This is a genomic window from Nitratireductor sp. ZSWI3 (assembly GCF_024655565.1).
In the GTDB taxonomy this organism is placed as follows: domain Bacteria; phylum Pseudomonadota; class Alphaproteobacteria; order Rhizobiales; family Rhizobiaceae; genus Nitratireductor.
Map to the genome: position 1 here is coordinate 1 of NZ_JANKOF010000100.1, position 18,056 is coordinate 18,056.

The following is an 18,056-nucleotide window of genomic DNA, read 5'->3' on the forward strand; positions in this document are numbered from 1 at the left end:
CCGCGCCCTGCGCGCCGCGGCGCGCGCCGAGCCGTCGGAACTGGTCGATTATGGCACGCCGCTCGGCCTGCCGCCGCTACGCGCGCTGCTGGCGCGGCGCATGGCGGGGCACGGGATCGAGGCGGCGCCGGATCAGATCATGCTGACGGAATCGGGGACGCAGGCGATCGATCTCCTGTGTCGTTTCCTGTTGAAGCCGGGCGACACCGTTCTCGTCGACGATCCCTGCTATTTCAATTTCCATGCCCTCTTGAGGGCGCATCAGGTGAAGATCGTCGGGGTTCCCTACACGCCGTCGGGGCCGGATATCGGCCGGTTCGCGCAGGCGCTGGCCGATCACAGGCCGCGCCTCTACGTGACGAATTCGGCCTTGCAGAACCCGACGGGGGCGATGCTCTCGCCGGCGACGGCGCACCGGCTCCTGATGCTCGCGGACCAGGCGGAGTTGACGATCGTCGAAGACGACATCTTTGCCGATTTCGAGGTGGAGGCCGCGCCGCGTCTGGCGGCCTTCGACGGGCTTTCCCGGGTCGTCTACATCGGCAGCTTTTCGAAGTCGCTCTCGGCCTCGGTCCGTTGCGGCTTCATCGCAGCGCCGCGCGCATGGGTGGAGGGCCTGGCCGACCTGCGGATCGCCACCGCCTTCGGCGGTCCGGCGCTGTCGGCGCGGCTCGTGCTCGGGTTGCTCAGGGACGGCAGCTACCGCAAGCACATGGAAACGGTGCGCGTGCGGCTTGCGCAGGCCCGCGAGGAGGTGAGCGGCCGGCTGCGGCGGATCGGCATCGAGCCATGGATCGAGCCACGCGCGGGAATGTTCCTCTGGTGCCGCCTGCCAGGCGGACTCGATGCCGCTGAGATTGCCCGCAAGGCTTTGAAGCGAAACGTCATATTGGCTCCCGGCAATGCCTTCAGCCTGTCCGGTTCGGCGGGCGGATTCCTGCGCTTCAATGTCGCCCAGTGTGCGGACGACCGCATTTTCGCGGTTCTCGAGGAGATCGTCGGAAGCGGCTGATCCGACTCGTCATGTAACGGCAGGCGCCGATGATGCCTAGACCGGTTCATCGTTTCATTGAAACGCTGTCCCGTTCTATTGTTTTTCCGCATTTATGCGGTCGTCAGGTGATTCCACCTGACTGCAAAATGCCCTGGGCGCCGACGGGAACGTTGTCGATCAGCCGCGTCGCCCCCAGCCAGGCGGCCGCGAGCAGGCGGGCCGGCCGGTCCAGCCGCTCGACCGGGCGAAGCGTCTCGCTGTCGCGCAGCTCCAGATATTCGACCGTGTCGAACCCTGCATCGCTCAGGGCCCGGCGGCTCGCCTCGAGTATCGCCTCGACAGGGCCCCCGGCCTCGAGCCGCTCCGCTGCGGTGAAGAGGATTTTCGCCAATCGCGGCGCGATGCCGCGCTCCTCGGCCGAAAGGCGCACATTGCGGGAGGAAAGCGCCAGCCCGTCTTCCTCCCGCACGGTCGGGCAGCCGATAATCTCGACGGGAATGTTGAGGTCGGAGACGAGCCGCCGGACCACCTGCAACTGCTGGAAATCCTTCTCCCCGAAGAAGGCGAAATCCGCACCGCTCTGCAGCAGCAGCTTGGTGACGACGGTCGCGACCCCGTCGAAATGCCCGGGGCGATGCGCCCCGCAGAGGCCCTCGCTGACCCCGCTCACGGAGACGGACGTCGAGAAGCCCGTCCCGTACATCTCCTCGCCATCGGGTGCGAAAAGCACATCCACGCCGAGCGGCGAGAGCTTGGCCGCATCGTCCGCCTCGGTGCGGGGATAGGCGGCGAGATCGGCCGGGTTGTTGAACTGCTTCGGGTTGACGAACAGCGTCACGATAACGTGGTCCGTGCGCGCCAGGGCGGTCTCGACCAGGCTGATGTGGCCGGCATGTAGCGCCCCCATGGTCGGCACAACGCCGATGGTCCGGCCGGCGCGCCGCCAGACGTCGACGCGGTTTCTGAGATCCCGGACGGTGCGGACGATCGCAAGGCTCATTCGGTTCCGGCCTTCTTGCTGGTGGCGGGCTGATCGGCAAAGACGTGCTCTGGCGAGGGAAAGCGGCGTTCGCGGACGTCATCCGCGTAGGCGGCGATGGCGCGCTCCGCATCCCGCCCCAGTTCGGCATAGCGCCTGACGAATTTCGGACGGAACGTCTCGAACATGCCGAGCATGTCGTCGACGACCAGGATCTGCCCGTCGCAGGCGGGCGATGCGCCGATGCCGATGGTCGGCACGGCAATGTCTTGCGTGATGCGGCGCGCCAGCGGCTCGGGCACCTTCTCCAGAACGACGGCGAAGGCGCCGGCCTCCGCGACGGCTCGCGCATCGCGCTCGACGATGCCGCCTTTTTTGCCTCGCCCCTGGACCTTGTAGCCGCCGAAGCTGTTCACCGCCTGCGGGGTGAGGCCGACATGGGCCATGACGGGGATGCCGCGCCGCGTCAGAAAGCCGATCGTCTCGGCCATGGGCTCGCCGCCTTCGAGCTTGACGGCCGCGCAACCCGTTTCGGCCATCAGCCGGGCGGCGTTGTGGAAGGCCTGCTGCGGCGATTCCTCGTAGGATCCGAAGGGCATGTCGACCACGAGCAGGGCGCGTTTTATGCCGCGCCGCACCGCCTGGCCGTGCAGGATCATCATGTCCAGCGTCACGCCCAGCGTGGTCGGCAGACCGTGCAGCACCATGCCGACGCTGTCGCCGACAAGAACGATGTCGCAATAGGGATCGACCAGGCGCGCGACCGGCGTCGTGTAGGCGGTCAGGCAGACGAGCGGAACATCCCCTTTCCGGGCCATGACGGCAGGCGGGGTGAGGGCGGCGGTGCTTCCCGTTGCGCTCAAGTTTCTCCTCCTCGCTCGCATAGGATGACACTCTCCCCAAGCTCCGATGCGCCCCGGGGGTATTGCATATTTTTTTGCGGTTGCGAAGACGAATCGAAGCCCCGAGGGCGATCAGGCAAGTTCGGAAACATCCGATGATGAAAGGACTTGTGCCAGATCGCCCGGTTCCGGGGTGACGCCCGCCAGCACCGTCTGCGCCGCCCTCAGCGCTCCTGCGATGCGTTGCAGCATCGGTTCGGGGCCGAGCACCTGGAGGGGCAACCCCCACTGTCCCTTGCCCGGCGTGCGCGAAGGCCATACGGTGAGTTCGAAATAGCGGGCCGCCTTGCGGTCGATATCCCCCCAATACTGGATGATAGTGGCATCGGGCGCCGCCTTGGCGAGATGGCCGAGATCGCGAATGTCAAGGCGGGGCTCGTCCTGCGGCCGCAAGGCGAGGACGATCGCGTTCCAGCCGTGCTCGACGACCAGGTCCGCGCGCGGAAACACCGTCATCTGAGCGCCGGCGCTGCGCAACCCGTTCTTGAGCGGCCCGGCAAGGGGATTGTCGCAAATCAGCGCCACCGCGGCGCCCCGGACGCCGACCTCGGCCGCCTTGAAGAGTTCCAGGCAGAGTGCCGGCTGGTAGTCCGCGCCGCCGACGAGCGGATGCGCCTCGCTGACGGCGGAGACGGGAACGCCGTGCTCGATGCAGGCTTCGATGTCGATCTCGTCCTTCACCGTCATCCATGCTTCGTGGGTGAGGGCTATCACCGAGCGAGGAGGCAGCCGCTCGATGATCGAGCGTGTCGCGGGACGGATGAAGTCGCCGCTCACCAGAATGTTGGTGGCGCGGCAGGTCTCGTCGTCTATGCGTTCGGCAATGCTGAGCTTGTGCTCGAGGCCCGCGAGCGAAGCCAGTGCTCGCGTTTTCTCGGCCGCAGCCTCGGCCGAGCGAAACCGTGTCGAAGGGGCGGTGATGGCGGTGACGCTTCCTGCGCCCGCATGAAGGGCTGTGGTCGCCATTGCCGCCAGAAAGCCGCTGTCCGTGGGAACCACGACATGCAGTCCGGAAAGGTCGAGCTTAAAGGCGGCGACGTTGCTCCGGATGAGCGACAGCAGCCTGTTCGTGTCGGCCGGTGGAACTGTTCGGTGTGGGCTGCCGGAATTCGTCATCGATCGTCTTGCCTGTTCGCAACCCTTGCAAGCGCGGACCGCCGTCCTTCGTTCCGGCAATCAAATTCGCAAAGAAATGAACAACTGCTACGACTTAAAATCGTGCATGCGGATCGCCGCCGTCCGTCTGCCGCTGACGAATCATAAGGGCCGCCGCGCGCCGCGCAGCTAGCACCTTGGTGGATGGAGCCTACGCTTAGAGGATGAGGATGGCTGCCCGATCGGCGTATCGCACGCCGCTTCTAATCCTTTTGTCGTCTCGCGATGGCGTGCCGGACGTGCAGGATTCGGCCATAGCCGGTCCCCGTCGGCCCACCGGGTGACGGCAAATCTCTGGTGGCGGATGCAGCACATGACCTGTCGAATTCCGCTTTTGCAACTTTTTGTTCCAGGAAGGCTTCCCCTGCCGGAAGGATCAAATAAAATTGAACACGATGCGGTAGGAAAGAGGTTTACAGGCCATACTGTTGAATTCGGCATGATCCATGTCAAGCTGACGGCTGCGCGGCAAGGTAAACTCGTAATCTTGTATGTTTACGGTATGTGTCGTGACAGAACTGCAGGTGACTTCGCTCCAGGAACGGGATCGGAACAGCTCGCGCCCGGAACCCGGAGTGTTGTTGGAGGTTAACGAGGAGGTGCGTCCTTTTCTTCCGCGCCTTCACTGAGAATGCAGCCAAAGGGGTCGATGGCAGAGGGCATGCTGGCGAATGGTGCGGGGAACTTCAGGGAGATTTTGCACTATCTCGAATCCGAGACGGCGCAGAGCCTGTTCGGCAGCAAGGCCAGACGGCTGGAACACACCGGACTGAAGAAGCGCGTCTATTCGAGCGGCGAGACGATCGCGGACAGCGAGGACATGCGCCGCGCCGTTCTGCTGATCGTTTCGGGATGGGTCGCCTGCGGCAAGGAACTGACCGATGGATCCCGCACGGTCGTCGATTTCTGCCTCACCGGGGATGTCGTAACACTGGGCTCGACCGAATGGGCGCGGGAATCCGTGATGGCGGTTACACCGGTGACGTTGTTCGAGTTTCCGGGGGCCATCTACGAGAACCTTTCCACCTACCCGCGGCATGTCCGTGAATTCGTCCTGAAGGGCATGGCACGCCGCTATGCCCGCACAGCCGAGCACTTCGTCAGCATCAGCCGGCGCGACGCCGTCGAGCGGGTCGCCCATCTTCTTCTCGAACTGTCCTATCGGGTCGGCGTGCGGGAGGAGGGCGGCAACGCGCGCTTCCCGTGCCCCCTGACGCAGGTGGATCTCGGCGATGCGCTGGGTTTGTCCGTCGTTCACGTCAACCGCGTGCTGCGCAAATTGAGGGAAGCCGGCTACGTGTCCTTCAGGGGCGGTGTCGTCGAATTCTACAATCGCCAGCGCCTGGTCGACACCGTCGGCTTTGACGACGCCTACCTGGCGTTGAACATCGGCTGAAAGCACGCCCTGCGCCGATGGCGGCTTCTATTTAGAGGTGAAAAATGAAGGCTTGCAACCCAAAGTAAAAATAAGCGATATAAATCGCTGAAGGCCGATTCATCAGTTGCATTGATCCATGTTAATGCAATTTATCCGTAAATATGAGGATAATACTCATTCAAGTGATCAGCTTAGAACACTTGTATCATGAATCTTTCGTTTGTTGCCACGCAGGGCGCAAGCAGGGGGGATGCACAAAACCTGATAATTATACCAAGCATTTCCTCCAGTGTCGGAATTTTGGTGCTGCGTACGAGTTGGGGAGCGAAGTCATGGAACACGCTAAAGAACTCCAGGAAAATGTCGCTATGAAGTCGATCATGCATTCCGTCGGGGCAGGCGGGATGCCGGAACATGGCGTCTGGGACGAGGAGTATGAGGAAGCCGCGCGCGACGTTGTGTTGCTCATCGACCCGCGCGTGCTCGACCGGGAGTGCCTTGCACGCAGCCTGGCGACCCAGAACACGACCCTCGATGTCGTCGCCGTGGGCTCGTCGGCCGAGTGGCACCGGATCGGTGATGATCGCCAGCCAGCGGCGGTGCTGCTCATTGCCGGCAGCCGGAAGATCACTGAGGAAGGCCTCGGCAACGAGATTCACCAACTGGCCGAGGAGTTTGCCGAGCAGCCGGTGATCGTCATCGCCGATACGGACGACCTGGCCCAGATTCTCAAGGCGCTCGATGCCGGAGCGAAGGGTTTCATCCCGAGCAATGTCGGCGTCGGCGTTGCCGCCGAGGCCATTCTTCTGGCGCGGGCCGGCGGCGTGTTCGTTCCTGCCAGCGGTGTCATGGCGATGCGGGAGGTCATCAACTCCAACAGCAGCCGCGTCGTCGGATTGGGAAACTTGTTCACCGCACGCGAGGCCGAGGTCGCAGACGCCCTGCGGCGCGGAAAGGCCAACAAGATCATCGCCTATGAGCTGCAGTTGTGCGAAAGCACCGTCAAGGTGCACATCCGTAACATCATGAAGAAGCTGAATGCCACCAACAGGACCGAGGTGGCCTACAAGATTCGTGAAATGCTGCCGTGAACGGAACGCGTCGGTGAGGTGCGATCACGCCCGAGGCTCCCTGGGCGCAGGCGATCGGAGAAGGGCGCCTTCATAGCAGCCCGATCGCCAGCAGCTTAGTCAACGCCGTGCGTCGGGTTTCGGTTTTCCAGATCGACATAGCCCTCCGGTCGGAAACGCGGCGTGCAGACGCAATAGAATTCAAGATCCCCACCCCCCGTGTTCGTGATCCTTTGAGCGGCATCGGCAGGAATGACCGCCTGGTCGCCGACGCCGAGACGCTGCCGGATTCCGTCGATTTCCACCACGCCTTCGCCCTTGCGGATCACATAGCGCTCGCAGATGCCGGTCAGCTTGTGCAGCTGCGTCGTGACGCCGGGCTCCACGCGGGCTATCGCCAGCGAGGCCTCCGGAGATGCCGGCGTGTTCATCAGCTCGGTGATGTAGCAACGCTCTTCCGTCCAGAACTCTTTCTGCCCCGTGCTTTGGATCAACCAGTCCGGCATCTCGTCGGTCCTTTCTGCATGCATCTTCCACAATGATCAGCGCCGCTGACAATTGTCAAAGGGGTTGAGGTGCTCCACAATGCCTCACTGAATGGCGAGGTCGCACAGGGAGTGGCGCTTATGAAGATTTGCAAGAGCTGGCTGGCGGCGGGTCTTTTAGGCGCGACGGTTCTGACGGCGCCCGCGACGGCCGCAGAAAAATTCTTCGTGTATGTCTCTCCCGACGCGATCGGTGTGAACGCCTTCCTCAAGATGGGCCAGGTGGGCATCGAGGAAGCCGGCGAGAAATATGGCGCCGACGTTGAAACCTACGAGAGCCGCACGGCGGCGGACCGTCTGGAAAACGTCAATGCGGCGGTCAACGAAGGGGCCGACATCGTCGTCCTCCTCGGCTTCGAGTTCAACGACATCATCAGGCAAGTCGCGCCGACCGCACCCGACACGCAGTTCCTGGTGATCGACCAGTGCATCGAGGATCGCCCGGAGAACGTGCACTGTGCCGTCTTCCGTGAATATGAGGCAAGCTACCTCATGGGCGTCGCGGCGGGCATGCTCACCGAGAGCAACAAGGTCGGTGTCGTCGGCGCGCTCGATATCCCGTTCCTGCATCGCTACACCGACGGCTATGCCGAAGGCGTCAGGTCGGTGAACCCCGAGGCCGCCGTCGATATCCGCTGGGTGGGCGGTGAAAATCCCTTTGCCGATCCGGTGCGTGCCAAGGAGCAGGCGGTGGCCATGAACGCCGCCGGAGCCGATCTGATCTTCACCGCCACCGCCGGCGGCGACTTTGGCGTCTTCGAAGCGGCCAAGGAGAAGGACTTCAAGGCGTTTTCCGTCGACGTGAACCAGTGCCCCAACGCGCCGGGCCACATCGTCGACATGACCCTTAAGCAGGTCGACACGGCCATGGTGCAGGCGATCGGCTCGATCCTCGAGGGGGAAAAGAGCCTCACCATGTCGCTCGGCCTGAAGGAAGGCGGCATGTCCGCCATGGCGCTCGAGGAGGACCGGTTGGCTGACAGCGGCTGCCTGATCGTCGACCATCCCGAGGTGGCGGCGAAGATGCGCGCGGTGGCCGCCGCCATCAAGGATGGCTCGCTCAAGCTGGAAGATCCGATGTTCGCCAAGTGATTGCGGCTTCGGGCGGGATCGGCCAATGCGCGTTGCCCTGAACGACGTCTCGGTGCGTTTCGGCCAGGTGCTGGCGGTCGATCGCGTCTCGCTCGCCATCGAGCCGGGGGAGATCCACGCCCTCGTGGGTGAAAACGGCGCCGGCAAGTCGACGCTCATGAACATGCTGTTCGGCCTGGTGATCCCGACCGGGGGGACGATCACCATCGACGGCGTTCCGCGGCGCTGGGCCTCGCCGCAGGACGCGATCGGCGCCGGGCTCGGCATGGTGCATCAGCATTTCATGCTGCAGGAATCCATGTCGGTCCTCGAGAACATCGTGCTGTGCGCCGAGCCCGTCGGCCGCTTCGGCTTCGTCGACTTTGCCGAAGCGCGCGCCAGGGTCGGGGCGATCGCCAGGACGCACGGCATCGGCGTCGATCTCGATCGCCCGCTCGGCCGCCTCTCCGTCGGCGAGCGGCAGGCGGTGGAGATCCTTAAGGTCCTCTATCGCGAGGCCGATCTGCTCATTCTCGATGAGCCGACGGCGGTGCTCACCCCGCAGGAGAAGAGCCGGCTGTTCGACGCGCTGAGAAGCTTCCGCGCCGCTGGCAAGGCGATCGTTCTCATCACGCACAAGCTCGACGAGGTGATGGAGATCGCCGACCGGGTGAGCGTCATGCGCGCCGGCAGGCTGGTGGCCTCCTCGCCGCTGGCCGACACCACCAGGGAAGAGATCGGACGCGGCATCGTCGGCGGCGACCTGCCGGCGCCCCGCACCCGCAAGGCGCAGGAGCCGGGCGATGTGATCCTGTCGGTGGACGCGCTGACCGTGGCGCGGCGGGGTCGCGATGTCGGCCCGATCTCCTTTAAGCTGCGCGCCGGCGAGATCGTCGGCATCGCTGGCGTCAGCGGCAATGGTCAGGCCGAGCTTGTGCGCGCGCTGACCGGTCTCGAGCCGCTGCGGTCGGGCTCGGTGCGCCTGTGCGGTGAACGGATCGACAGTCTCGACGTCGAGCGCCGCCGCAGGCTTGGCATGAGCTACATTCCGGAGGATCGCCAGCGAATGGGCCTGGCGCTCGGGGCGTCGGTCAGCGAAAACGCCAATGCCGGGCGCGACGACCGCGCGGCCTATGCCGCCGGGCCATTTCTCAAGCATCGGGCGTTGGCGCGGTTCGCCCGGTCCCTGATCGACAACTACCGCATCCGCGTCGCCGGCCCGCGGGCGGCGGCTGCCACCATGTCGGGCGGCAACAAGCAGAAGCTGGTGGTCGGGCGCGAGCTGACCCGCGGCACCCCGCTGGTGATCGCCGAGAACCCCACCTGGGGGGTCGACATCGGCGCCATCGATTTCATCCATGGCGAACTGATGCGCATGCGCGACGCCGGACATGCCATCCTGCTCATCTCCACCGAGCTCGACGAGGTGATCGCCTTGTCCGATCGGATCCTGGTCATGTATGCCGGGGAGATCTCCGGCGAGGTCGCCGGCGGCGAGGCGAGCCGCGATCGGGTGGGTGCGCTGATGACCGCGCGCGCCTCCGATGCTTTCGGAGAGGTCGCCTGATGGCGGCGGCAAACGGCATCGGACGGGCGGTTCTGCCCTGGGCTTTGACCCTCCTGTGGATCGGCGCCATCGTGTTCGCGCTGCTTTTGTTCGTCGGTGCGCCGTTCGGCGAGGCGATCTCCGGCTTCCTGCAAGGGGCCTTCGGCGGCCGTCGCCACGCTTATCTGATGGCGACGCTCAGCCGCTCGGCGCTGATCGTCGGCATGGCCGTTTCGGTGATGCTGAGCTTCCGCGCCGGCCTTTTCAACATCGGAGGGGAGGGGCAATTGGTGGCGGGCGGCCTGGCGGCCGCGCTGGCGGCGATCCTGCTGCCGGGGCCGCCGCTCCTCGTGCTGGTCGCGGCCATATTCGCTGCGATGCTCGCCGGTGCCGCCTGGGCGCTCCTGGCCGGCGTGCTGCAGCTCTACATGGGCGTGCCGCTACTGGTCGGCTCGCTGCTCCTCAATTACCCGATCCGCTACATCGCTTCCTATATGGTGGCGCATCCTTTTCGCGACGTGCCGTCGGGCATGGTGCAGTCGCATCTCGTTCCGCAGGGAACCTGGCTTGCCAGCTTTCCTGGGACGAGGCTCGATGTCGGCATTCTCTTCACCCTTGCCGCGACCGCTTTCGCGCTCGTCTACAGCTACTCGACCGTCCACGGCTATCACACGCGGCTGAACGGCCTGTCGAAGGAGTTCGCCCGCACCGTCGGCCTGCCGGTGCGCAAGCTGACCCTGCAGACGCTGGCGATCAGCGGCGCCATAGCCGGCCTGGTCGGGGCGATCGCCGTCTTCGGCATCCATCACCGCTATATCGACGGCATGCTGGTGCAGCCTCTTTATGCCTGGACCGGCATCATCGCGGTGCTTCTGGTGGGCATGGTGCCCTGGGCCGTTCCGCTGTCGGGCTTCTTCTTCGCTGCCGTGCAGACCGGTGCCGCCGGCATGGAACGGACCGCCGGCGTGCCCAAGGAAATCGCTCTGGTGATCCAGGCCGTCATCATCCTCTTCGTGGCGAGCCGGGTGTCCGGCGCGCTGTCCTCGAAGGACGGCGGAAGGGGCGGCGATGCTTGATCTTCTGTTGGACCCCTCCTTCGCCGCATCCGTCCCGCGTTTCGTCACGCCCATCCTCCTGGCCGCCCTCGGGGGAGCGCTCTGCGAACGGGCCGGGGTCTTCAACATCGCGCTGGAAGGGTTCCTGCTGACCGGCGCCTTCGCGGCCGTGCTCGGCGCCTATTTTTCCGGTTCGCCTTACCTTGGAGCACTGGCCGCGATGGCGGCCGGTATGGCCCTCGGCCTCGTCTTCGCCGAGTTCAACCTGCGGCGCGGCGGCGATTCCATCGTCGTCTCGATCGCCATCAATCTCCTGGCCGCCGGCCTCACCACCTTTCTGCTTCGCGCGATCTTCGATGTCACCGGTGCCTTCAGCGACCCGGCCATCGCTGGGTTCGGCACCGTCCGGCTGCCCTTCATCGAGGCCGTTCCGGGGCTCGGCCCGATCCTCAGCGGCCAATCGGTTCTGTTCTATATATCGGTTGCCTGCGTGCCGCTGCTGCATCTCTTCCTGGCACGGCACCGGCTTGGCCTGCGCATCCGCGCCGCCGGCGAGAACGCTGAGGCGCTGCGCGCCGGCGGGGTCAATCCGCGCGGCGTCCAGCTTCTGGCACTGGTCGCCTGCGGGGCACTGTGCGGGCTCGGCGGCGCCCAGCTCTCCATCGCCAACGTCAATTTGTTTGTGGAGAACATGAGTGCCGGGCGCGGCTGGATCGCCGTCGTGGCGGTGCTGCTCACCGGCGGCCGGCCCTGGCCGCTGTTCTTCATCGCGCTTCTGTTCGGCGCGGTCGACAGCTTGTCCTTCCGCGTGCAGGGTCTTGGCCTTGCCCAGCAGTTCACCGACATGATGCCGTATCTCGCCACGCTTATCGTGCTGGTCACCCTGTCCTGGTGGCGGGCCAAGCGAGCCAAAGGAGATGCTTCATGAGTGCCGACCTCGTCATCCGCAATGCCATCGTCGTCACCTGCGACGGCAACAACACGGTCATCAGGGATGGCGGCGTGGCTGTGAAGGACGGGCGGATCGCGCGTGTCGCCGCTTCTGCCGATCTGGAAGACGAGGCGACCGCCGCGCGGTCGGTCCTCGACGGCTCGGGCCACATCCTGATGCCGGGGTTGGTCAACGCCCATTGCCATGCCGCCGACAGCCTGTTTCGCGGGCTGGTCGAGGACCTGCCGCTGGAGCCCTGGCTGCAGAAGGTCTGGAAGGCGGAGGGAGCGATCCTCAACAGGGAGACCTCGCATCTGGGCAGCGTCCTTGGCTGCGCCGAACTGCTCCTGTCGGGCGTCACCAGCGTCATGGACATGTTCTGGTATCCCACTGAGACCGTCCGCGCCGCCCGCAAAGTCGGCATCCGCGTCGCCACTGGCGGCATCTTCTTCGACGGACCGGGCGTCACCGGCGAGGATTTGGAGGCCCGGGTCAGGGCGGCGGAGGCGTTCTTCGCCGAGTTCGGCGATGCCGACGATGTCTTCGCGGCGACCATGCCGCATGGCGCCTATACGGTCGGTCCGGAGAATCTGAAGACGGCGCGCGAGATCGCCGACAGGCATGGCGGCCTGTTCAGCACGCACGCGGCCGAGACCAAGGCGGAGCTGGACGACGTCCAGGGCCGCTACGGCAGCTCCGTCATCCGCCACCTCGACCACCTCGACTTGCTGGACGAGCGGACGACGCTGGCGCACTGTGTCCATCTGGACGATGAGGAGATCGAGGTCCTGGCGCGAACCGGCGCCACCGTCGCGCACAATCCCGTCTCGAACCTGAAGCTTGCTTCCGGCATCGCCCGCGTTCCCGACATGCTGTCCGCCGGCGTCAACGTCTCGCTCGGCACCGACGGGGCGATCAGCGGCAACGACCTGGACATGTGGCTGGCCCTGCGGCTCGCGGCGACCCTGCACAAGGGCGCCACGCAGCGCGCCGATGCCGTGTCCACCGCCGAGGCGCTGGCCATGGCGACCACGGCCGGCGCGCGGGCCCTTGGTGCGCTGGACCGCTTGGGCAGCCTGGAGACGGGTAAGCTTGCCGACATGATTCTGGTGGACGTCCGGCGTCCGCATGCGGTGCCGCTGTTCGATCCGGTGACCCATCTCGTCTATTCGACGGCGAAATCCGACGTGCGCCACGTGTTCGTGGGCGGCGAGCAGGTGGTGCGCGATGGGCGGCTCACCCGCCATGCCATCGAGGACACGCTGGACGAGGTCGCGCGCCTTGCGCCGCGCATTGCCGCCACCGTTTCCTGAATTGTAGCCCGAAGGAGTTCCCGGCCATGACCGAAACCCAGCTCGCGCGTCTCGAACGCGCCCACGCGTCGATCAGGGAGCGTGCCGGTGCCCCCGCCGCCATCGCCATCATGCTGGGCTCGGGCCTCGGCCAGCTTGCCGACGAGGTGGAGGATGCGGTGACGATCCCCTATGCGGAAGTGGAGGGCTTTCCGGTCTCCACCGCGCCGGGCCACAAGGGCGCCTTCGTCATCGGCACGCTGCACGGCTGTCGTGTGGCGATGATGCAGGGACGCCTGCATCTTTACGAAGGCTGGGCGCCGCGGGACATCGCGCTGGCCGTCTATCTGCTGCAGCGCCTTGGCGCACGAACGCTGATCGTCACCAACGCGGCCGGCTCGCTCAACCCCGAATACGAACCGGGCGATGTCATGCTGATCGAGGATCACATGAACTTCACGGGCATGAACCCGCTGGTGGGGCCGAACGACGAGGCGATCGGCATCCGCTTCCCCGACATGTCGCGCGCCTATCACCCGGATCTGCTGAAGGTCGCCGCCGACGCGGCCGGAAAGGCGGGCGTCGCCCTGCGCAGGGGCATTTATGCCGGCGTTCTCGGCCCGTCGCTGGAGACCTCCGCCGAGCGCCGCTACTACCGTGCTTCCGGCTCGGATGCGGTCGGCATGTCGACGGTGACGGAGGTGATCGCCGCGGCCCACGCAAACCTCCCGGTGATCGGCCTTTCGGCGATCACCAACAAGGCGACCGGCGGACCCGAACAGCAGCCCGACACGATCGAGGAGGTTTTCGCCAACGCTGAAATTGCCGGCCGCAAGATCGAGGCGATCCTCGGCCGGCTCCTGCCCGCCTTGAAGGGAGCCTGAACCATGCAGAACATACTTCCCCCCGTTGCCGGCCTCTTCGATCTGACGGGACGCACCGTGATCGTCACCGGCGCCAGCGGCGGCATCGGCCATGGCATTGCCGGGCGGCTGGCGGAAGCCGGCGCCAATGTCGTTTGCCACTATCACGGCAATCGGGACGCCGCCGAGGCACTGGCCGCCGGGATCGGCGAACGGGCGCTCGCCGCCGCCGGCGATCTGTCCGTGGAGGCCGACGTCGCGGCGTTGATGGCGGGAGCGCTTGACGGTTTTGGGGCGGTTCATGCCGTGGTCAACAATGCCGGCCATCAGCCGGTCGCGCCGCTGAGGGAGATCGCGCCGACGGATTGGGCGCAGATGATGGCGGTCAACACGACCGCTCCCTTCCTGTTGACGCGCGCCTTCGCGGCGCATGTGGATGCGCGCGGCGGTGGCGGAGCGGTGGTCAACATCGCGTCCATCGAAGGTCATCAGCCGGCGCCGGGCCACGCCCACTACGCGGCCTCCAAGGCGGCGCTGCTGATGTTCACGAAAGCGGCGGCGCTGGAACTCGGCGGGCTCGGCATCCGGGTCAATTCGATCTCGCCCGGCCTTATCCATCGTGACGGCATCGAGGAAGGCTGGCCGGAGGGTGTTGACCGCTGGAAGGCGGCAGCGCCGCTCGGCCGGCTCGGCCAGCCGCAGGACATTGGCGATGCGGTGCTGTTTCTCGTTTCGGACGCGGCGCGCTGGGTGAGCGGCGCCGACCTCGTCGTCGACGGCGGCGTCGGCACCCGCCCGACCTGGTGAATTCGAGTCTTAAATCAGACTGTTATGGAAGAGAACGGAATCAGTTTGCGAGGCAGTTGAATCATCATGGGAACGACGCACAGGGAGCCGCTCGCCGGCAGGGTCATCGCGATCACCGGCGCGGCCGGAGGCATCGGCCGCGGCATCGCGCAAGCCATCTTGGAGGCGGACGGAGACATGGCTCTCCTCGATCTGCCGGGCTCCAGGCTCGATGAGGCGGCCTCCGCCCTCGGTGGCGGCGCGCGGGTCACGACCGCCACGGCCGACGTGACCGACGCGGCAAGCCTCGACAGGGCCTTCGGTGAGATCGTCGAGCGGACCGGCCGGCTCGACGGCCTCGTCAACAATGCCGGCGTGGTGCGCCTCGGCCCGGCGGATGCCATGACGGCTGCCGACATCGATCTCGAGATGGCGGTCAATGTGAAGGGCGTTCTGCTCACCGCCCAGGCCGCGGCCCGCCGCTTTGGCGCGCATGGAGGCGCGATCGTCAACATCGCCTCCAATGCCGGCAAGGTCGGCTATCCCAACATGGCCGGTTACAACGCCTCCAAGGCGGCAGTCATCAATCTGACGCGCTCGCTGTCGCTCGAATGGGCCGCGCGCAACATCAACGTCAACGCCGTCTGCCCAGGCGGGGTGGCGACGGACATGCTGAAAAGCGTCGCCGATTTCATCGCCGGCGGCGATGCGGAGAAGTCGGAAGAAATGATGGGCGCCATGGTGCCGCAACAGCTCGGCCGGCACATTCTGCCGGTGGAGGTCGGCCGGGTCGTGGCGTTCCTTCTGTCGGACGCGGCGCAGATCATCCGCGGCCAGTCGATCACCATCGATGGCGGCGACACGCCTTATTGACGCCCCGCGGTAGGGGGAAGCGTCCCCCTGCAGGCATTGCCGAAAACGATTCAGAATCAGCGCGTTTCGGGCCGTGTCCGAATCATCTTGTGAAGCTCACGCAGCATCGGCATTGGCCCGTTCGGGGAACAGGGCCTTCAACCCTTCGGCGGACGCTTCGGCGATGCCGCGCTCGGTGATGAGCCCGGTGACCAGCCGCGCCGGAGTGACGTCGAAGGCCGGATTGCCGGCCGGCGTCGCTTCCGGCGAGATGCGCACCTGACGCACCCGGCCGTCCTCGTCCTTGCCCCACACGAGGGAGACCTCGTCGCCGGAGCGCTCCTCGATGGGGATTTCCTTGACGCCGTCACGCACCGTCCAGTCGATGGTGGGAGAGGGAAGCGCGACGTAGAACGGCACGCCGTTGTCCTTTGCCGCGAGCGCCTTCAGATAGGTGCCGATCTTGTTGCACACGTCGCCATCGGCCGTCGTGCGGTCGGTGCCGACGATGACCATGTCGACCATGCCGTGCTGCATCAGATGGCCGCCGGCATTGTCGACGATGAGCGTGTGCGGGACACCGTGGCCGGCCATCTCCCAGGAGGTCAGGTGCGCCCCCTGATTGCGCGGACGCGTCTCGTCCACATAGACATGGACCGGAATGCCTTCCTCGACGGCGAGATAGATCGGCGCGGTCGCCGTGCCGTAATCGACGGTGGCGAGCCAGCCTGCATTGCAATGGGTGAGGATGCCGACCGGTTCGCCGGGTTTTTTCCCTGCCGCGATTTTGCGAATGATTTCAAGACCGTGTCGGCCGATGCTGCGGTTGAGCTCTACATCCTCGTCGGCGATCTCGGCGGCCCGCTTATAGGCCGCCTCGGCACGTTCGGCCTCCGGCAGCGTGCGCAGCAGCCTGCGCATCGCATCGAGCGCCCAGCGCAGGTTGATGGCCGTCGGGCGCGTCTCGTGCAGCGTCTCCCAGACGGCGTCGAGCGCGGCATCGGACGGGTCCTCGCGCATGCGGATCGCGACGCCGTAGGCGGCGGTGACGCCGATCAGCGGCGCGCCGCGCACCCACATGTCGCGGATCGCGGTGGCGATGCCTTCGACGCTGCGCACCGTCTCGATGCGCAGCTCATGCGGCAGCCAGCGCTGGTCGATCAGATCGACCGACCAGCCATCCTCATTCACCCAGATGGTGCGATAGTGCGTGTCTGCGACCTTCATGACAGTTTCCCCTGGTCCAGTGCTTTCGCCAGCCGGGCGAGCTCGGCCAGCGATTGGATCGCGTTGCGGTTGACGACGACGTGACGGCCGAATTTCAGCGCGGCGGCTTCGCAGGAGGCGCGCAGCGCCTCGTCGGCGATGGCCTCGAAATCGGCGTTGTGGGCGAGGCCGAGAATGCGCCGATGCACCTCGATGCCGGCAAAGCCCAGCATGTCCGTCCACAGATCGTGGAGGACGTGGCCGAGCGCCTGCTCCGAGGCCAGGCCGTCGTCCTGATCCTCATATAGGGCGGCCTGATAGAGAATCCCGCCGCGCTCGGTGTGCCACAGGCGGGCGAACTCGTCGCGGAAGGTGCCCCAGGTCTCGGCCACCACCCCCAGCAGATAGGCGCGCATCGCCGTGCGGTCGCCGTCGTTCTCATGGCCCCGTTGCGAGAAGAAGGCCATCCAGTAATTGGCAAGCAGCATGCCGACGTCGAAGGCCATCGGTCCGTAGAAGGCGAATTCGGGATCGATGACGCGCGTGTCCTCCTCCGTCACCATGACGGATCCGGTGTGCAGGTCGCCATGCACCATGGTCTCCGCCTTCGAGGCGAAGAGGTGCTTCATGCGTTGCGCCGCGACCTTCAGGTCGCGGTCGGACCGCAGCTCGCGTACCAGCGGATCGAGCCCCGGCGTGTGCCGGTTCATCGGCGCCTCGAAATAGGGATCGGAAAAGACCAGGTTTTCCGTGATGTCGCAGAGCTCCACATTGTCGGCGAAGAGGGCCAGGTCCACCTTGCGCTGCGGCGCCTTCATCGCAAGGTCCGAGCCGCGAAACAGGGTGCGCGCCATGAACAGGCCGAGATCCCTGCCGATCTTCGGCAGTTGCCGGCCCTCGATCAGTGCCCGCCGCAGGATGACGTGCGGCGAGAGGAACTCCATGGCGATCAGGGCCTGCGCCTCGTCGAAATGGTAGATGGCGGGCACGGTGCCCGGTGCGCGCTTCTCCTGCCGCGTGAGGGCGTTGTACTCGAAGAAGGAACGCTTCAGCGGCAGCGGCCAGCTGTCGCCGACGAGGCGCACATAGGGCAGCGCCTGCTTGATAATGACGGTACCCGAGGCGCCCTCGACGATGAAGACGAGGTTCAGATTGCCGTCGCCGACTTCCCGGACCTGCCAGTTTTCCGGTGATCCGCCGACGCGTGCGGCGATCTCCGGAACGGCGCCGAGCCGTGCCGGCAACGTCTCCACCGTCAATGCCTCGAAGGCGTTGTCTCTCATGCTTCCCGTCTCCTCCCATTCGCGCCGGGGCGCCCGACGAAATGCGCTCGCCCCTCATCCGCCTGCCGGCACCTTCTCCCCGCTTGCGGGGAGAAGGAGGATGGCCGCAGCATTTGCCCCTCACCCTCTCCCCGCGAGCGGGGAGAGG

Annotated in this window: 18 protein-coding genes; 12 read left to right on the forward strand and 6 right to left on the reverse strand. The window is 65.8% G+C overall.

Going from position 1 to position 18,056, the window contains the following annotated elements:
* The coding region (locus NUU27_RS21505; RefSeq protein WP_257764347.1) for a PLP-dependent aminotransferase family protein at positions 1-1,012 on the forward strand (1,012 nt) is incomplete at its 5' end.
* A gap of 103 nt (positions 1,013-1,115) precedes the next feature.
* On the opposite strand, the gene panC is transcribed toward NUU27_RS21505, so the two are convergent.
* From panC to NUU27_RS21520, 3 genes are all read right to left on the reverse strand, one after another.
* Positions 1,116-1,994, reverse strand: a complete 879-nt coding sequence (gene panC / locus NUU27_RS21510; RefSeq protein ID WP_257764348.1) for a pantoate--beta-alanine ligase — start codon at positions 1,992-1,994, stop codon at positions 1,116-1,118.
* Positions 1,991-2,836, reverse strand: coding sequence for a 3-methyl-2-oxobutanoate hydroxymethyltransferase (gene panB, locus NUU27_RS21515; RefSeq protein ID WP_257764350.1), 846 nt, complete (start codon positions 2,834-2,836; stop codon positions 1,991-1,993). Before panB ends, panC begins: the two co-directional genes overlap by 4 nt.
* A gap of 111 nt (positions 2,837-2,947) precedes the next feature.
* Positions 2,948-3,874 (reverse strand): hypothetical protein, encoded by a 927-nt coding sequence (locus NUU27_RS21520; RefSeq protein WP_257764351.1) that lies wholly within the window; start codon positions 3,872-3,874, stop codon positions 2,948-2,950.
* A 49-nt stretch (positions 3,875-3,923) separates the two neighbouring features.
* Here NUU27_RS21520 and NUU27_RS21525 point away from each other — a divergent pair, with 49 nt between their 5' ends.
* The 3 genes from NUU27_RS21525 to NUU27_RS21535 all read left to right on the forward strand — a co-directional run bounded on the left by NUU27_RS21525 (position 3,924) and on the right by NUU27_RS21535 (position 6,499).
* On the forward strand, positions 3,924-4,163 hold the full coding sequence (locus tag NUU27_RS21525) for a hypothetical protein (protein ID WP_257764352.1): 240 nt from the start codon (positions 3,924-3,926) through the stop codon (positions 4,161-4,163).
* 516 nt (positions 4,164-4,679) lie between these two features.
* Entirely contained in the window at positions 4,680-5,426 is a 747-nt protein-coding gene (locus tag NUU27_RS21530; protein ID WP_257764353.1) for a Crp/Fnr family transcriptional regulator, read from the forward strand.
* Positions 5,427-5,812: 386 nt separating this feature from the next.
* Complete coding sequence (locus NUU27_RS21535; protein ID WP_374567858.1) at positions 5,813-6,499, forward strand: LuxR C-terminal-related transcriptional regulator; 687 nt, start codon at positions 5,813-5,815, stop codon at positions 6,497-6,499.
* Positions 6,500-6,594: 95 nt separating this feature from the next.
* On the opposite strand, the gene NUU27_RS21540 is transcribed toward NUU27_RS21535, so the two are convergent.
* Entirely contained in the window at positions 6,595-6,984 is a 390-nt protein-coding gene (locus NUU27_RS21540) for a cupin domain-containing protein (protein WP_257764355.1), read from the reverse strand.
* 120 nt (positions 6,985-7,104) lie between these two features.
* Between NUU27_RS21540 and NUU27_RS21545 the strand changes: the two genes are divergently transcribed.
* The 8 genes from NUU27_RS21545 to NUU27_RS21580 all read left to right on the forward strand — a co-directional run bounded on the left by NUU27_RS21545 (position 7,105) and on the right by NUU27_RS21580 (position 15,440).
* A complete protein-coding gene (locus NUU27_RS21545; RefSeq protein ID WP_257764356.1) occupies positions 7,105-8,115 on the forward strand; it encodes a BMP family ABC transporter substrate-binding protein in 1,011 nt (336 codons plus the stop codon).
* 25 nt (positions 8,116-8,140) lie between these two features.
* Complete coding sequence (locus tag NUU27_RS21550; protein WP_257764357.1) at positions 8,141-9,661, forward strand: ABC transporter ATP-binding protein; 1,521 nt, start codon at positions 8,141-8,143, stop codon at positions 9,659-9,661.
* The gene (locus NUU27_RS21555) at positions 9,661-10,716 is read left to right on the forward strand and encodes an ABC transporter permease (RefSeq protein ID WP_257764358.1); all 1,056 of its coding nucleotides are present in this window, start codon (positions 9,661-9,663) and stop codon (positions 10,714-10,716) included. Before NUU27_RS21550 ends, NUU27_RS21555 begins: the two co-directional genes overlap by 1 nt.
* Positions 10,709-11,623 (forward strand): ABC transporter permease, encoded by a 915-nt coding sequence (locus NUU27_RS21560; protein WP_257764360.1) that lies wholly within the window; start codon positions 10,709-10,711, stop codon positions 11,621-11,623. The genes NUU27_RS21555 and NUU27_RS21560 overlap by 8 nt, the downstream gene beginning before the upstream one ends.
* Positions 11,620-12,939: an amidohydrolase gene (locus NUU27_RS21565; RefSeq protein ID WP_257764361.1), complete on the forward strand. Its 1,320-nt coding sequence runs from the start codon at positions 11,620-11,622 to the stop codon at positions 12,937-12,939. Before NUU27_RS21560 ends, NUU27_RS21565 begins: the two co-directional genes overlap by 4 nt.
* A gap of 26 nt (positions 12,940-12,965) precedes the next feature.
* On the forward strand, positions 12,966-13,802 hold the full coding sequence (locus tag NUU27_RS21570) for a purine-nucleoside phosphorylase (RefSeq protein ID WP_257764362.1): 837 nt from the start codon (positions 12,966-12,968) through the stop codon (positions 13,800-13,802).
* 3 nt (positions 13,803-13,805) lie between these two features.
* The gene (locus NUU27_RS21575; protein ID WP_257764363.1) at positions 13,806-14,588 is read left to right on the forward strand and encodes an SDR family NAD(P)-dependent oxidoreductase; all 783 of its coding nucleotides are present in this window, start codon (positions 13,806-13,808) and stop codon (positions 14,586-14,588) included.
* 66 nt (positions 14,589-14,654) lie between these two features.
* A complete protein-coding gene (locus NUU27_RS21580) occupies positions 14,655-15,440 on the forward strand; it encodes an SDR family NAD(P)-dependent oxidoreductase (protein WP_257764365.1) in 786 nt (261 codons plus the stop codon).
* 96 nt (positions 15,441-15,536) lie between these two features.
* Here NUU27_RS21580 and mtnA read toward each other — a convergent pair whose 3' ends face one another.
* Together mtnA and mtnK are read right to left on the reverse strand one after the other, a co-directional pair.
* Complete coding sequence (gene mtnA, locus NUU27_RS21585; RefSeq protein WP_257764367.1) at positions 15,537-16,646, reverse strand: S-methyl-5-thioribose-1-phosphate isomerase; 1,110 nt, start codon at positions 16,644-16,646, stop codon at positions 15,537-15,539.
* On the reverse strand, positions 16,643-17,908 hold the full coding sequence (mtnK, locus tag NUU27_RS21590; protein ID WP_257764368.1) for an S-methyl-5-thioribose kinase: 1,266 nt from the start codon (positions 17,906-17,908) through the stop codon (positions 16,643-16,645). Before mtnK ends, mtnA begins: the two co-directional genes overlap by 4 nt.
* Positions 17,909-18,056: the final 148 nt, after the last annotated feature.

Coding starts and splice junctions, on each gene's coding strand:
- panC (WP_257764348.1), bottom strand. CDS start 1,994: ATGAGCCTTGCGATCGTCCGCACCGTCCGGGATCTCAGAAACCGCGTC.
- NUU27_RS21525 (WP_257764352.1), top strand. CDS start 3,924: ATGAGCGACAGCAGCCTGTTCGTGTCGGCCGGTGGAACTGTTCGGTGT.
- NUU27_RS21530 (WP_257764353.1), top strand. CDS start 4,680: ATGGCAGAGGGCATGCTGGCGAATGGTGCGGGGAACTTCAGGGAGATT.
- NUU27_RS21535 (WP_374567858.1), top strand. CDS start 5,813: ATGCCGGAACATGGCGTCTGGGACGAGGAGTATGAGGAAGCCGCGCGC.
- NUU27_RS21540 (WP_257764355.1), bottom strand. CDS start 6,984: ATGCCGGACTGGTTGATCCAAAGCACGGGGCAGAAAGAGTTCTGGACG.
- NUU27_RS21545 (WP_257764356.1), top strand. CDS start 7,105: ATGAAGATTTGCAAGAGCTGGCTGGCGGCGGGTCTTTTAGGCGCGACG.
- NUU27_RS21550 (WP_257764357.1), top strand. CDS start 8,141: ATGCGCGTTGCCCTGAACGACGTCTCGGTGCGTTTCGGCCAGGTGCTG.
- NUU27_RS21555 (WP_257764358.1), top strand. CDS start 9,661: ATGGCGGCGGCAAACGGCATCGGACGGGCGGTTCTGCCCTGGGCTTTG.
- NUU27_RS21560 (WP_257764360.1), top strand. CDS start 10,709: ATGCTTGATCTTCTGTTGGACCCCTCCTTCGCCGCATCCGTCCCGCGT.
- NUU27_RS21565 (WP_257764361.1), top strand. CDS start 11,620: ATGAGTGCCGACCTCGTCATCCGCAATGCCATCGTCGTCACCTGCGAC.
- NUU27_RS21570 (WP_257764362.1), top strand. CDS start 12,966: ATGACCGAAACCCAGCTCGCGCGTCTCGAACGCGCCCACGCGTCGATC.
- NUU27_RS21575 (WP_257764363.1), top strand. CDS start 13,806: ATGCAGAACATACTTCCCCCCGTTGCCGGCCTCTTCGATCTGACGGGA.
- NUU27_RS21580 (WP_257764365.1), top strand. CDS start 14,655: ATGGGAACGACGCACAGGGAGCCGCTCGCCGGCAGGGTCATCGCGATC.
- mtnA (WP_257764367.1), bottom strand. CDS start 16,646: ATGAAGGTCGCAGACACGCACTATCGCACCATCTGGGTGAATGAGGAT.
- mtnK (WP_257764368.1), bottom strand. CDS start 17,908: ATGAGAGACAACGCCTTCGAGGCATTGACGGTGGAGACGTTGCCGGCA.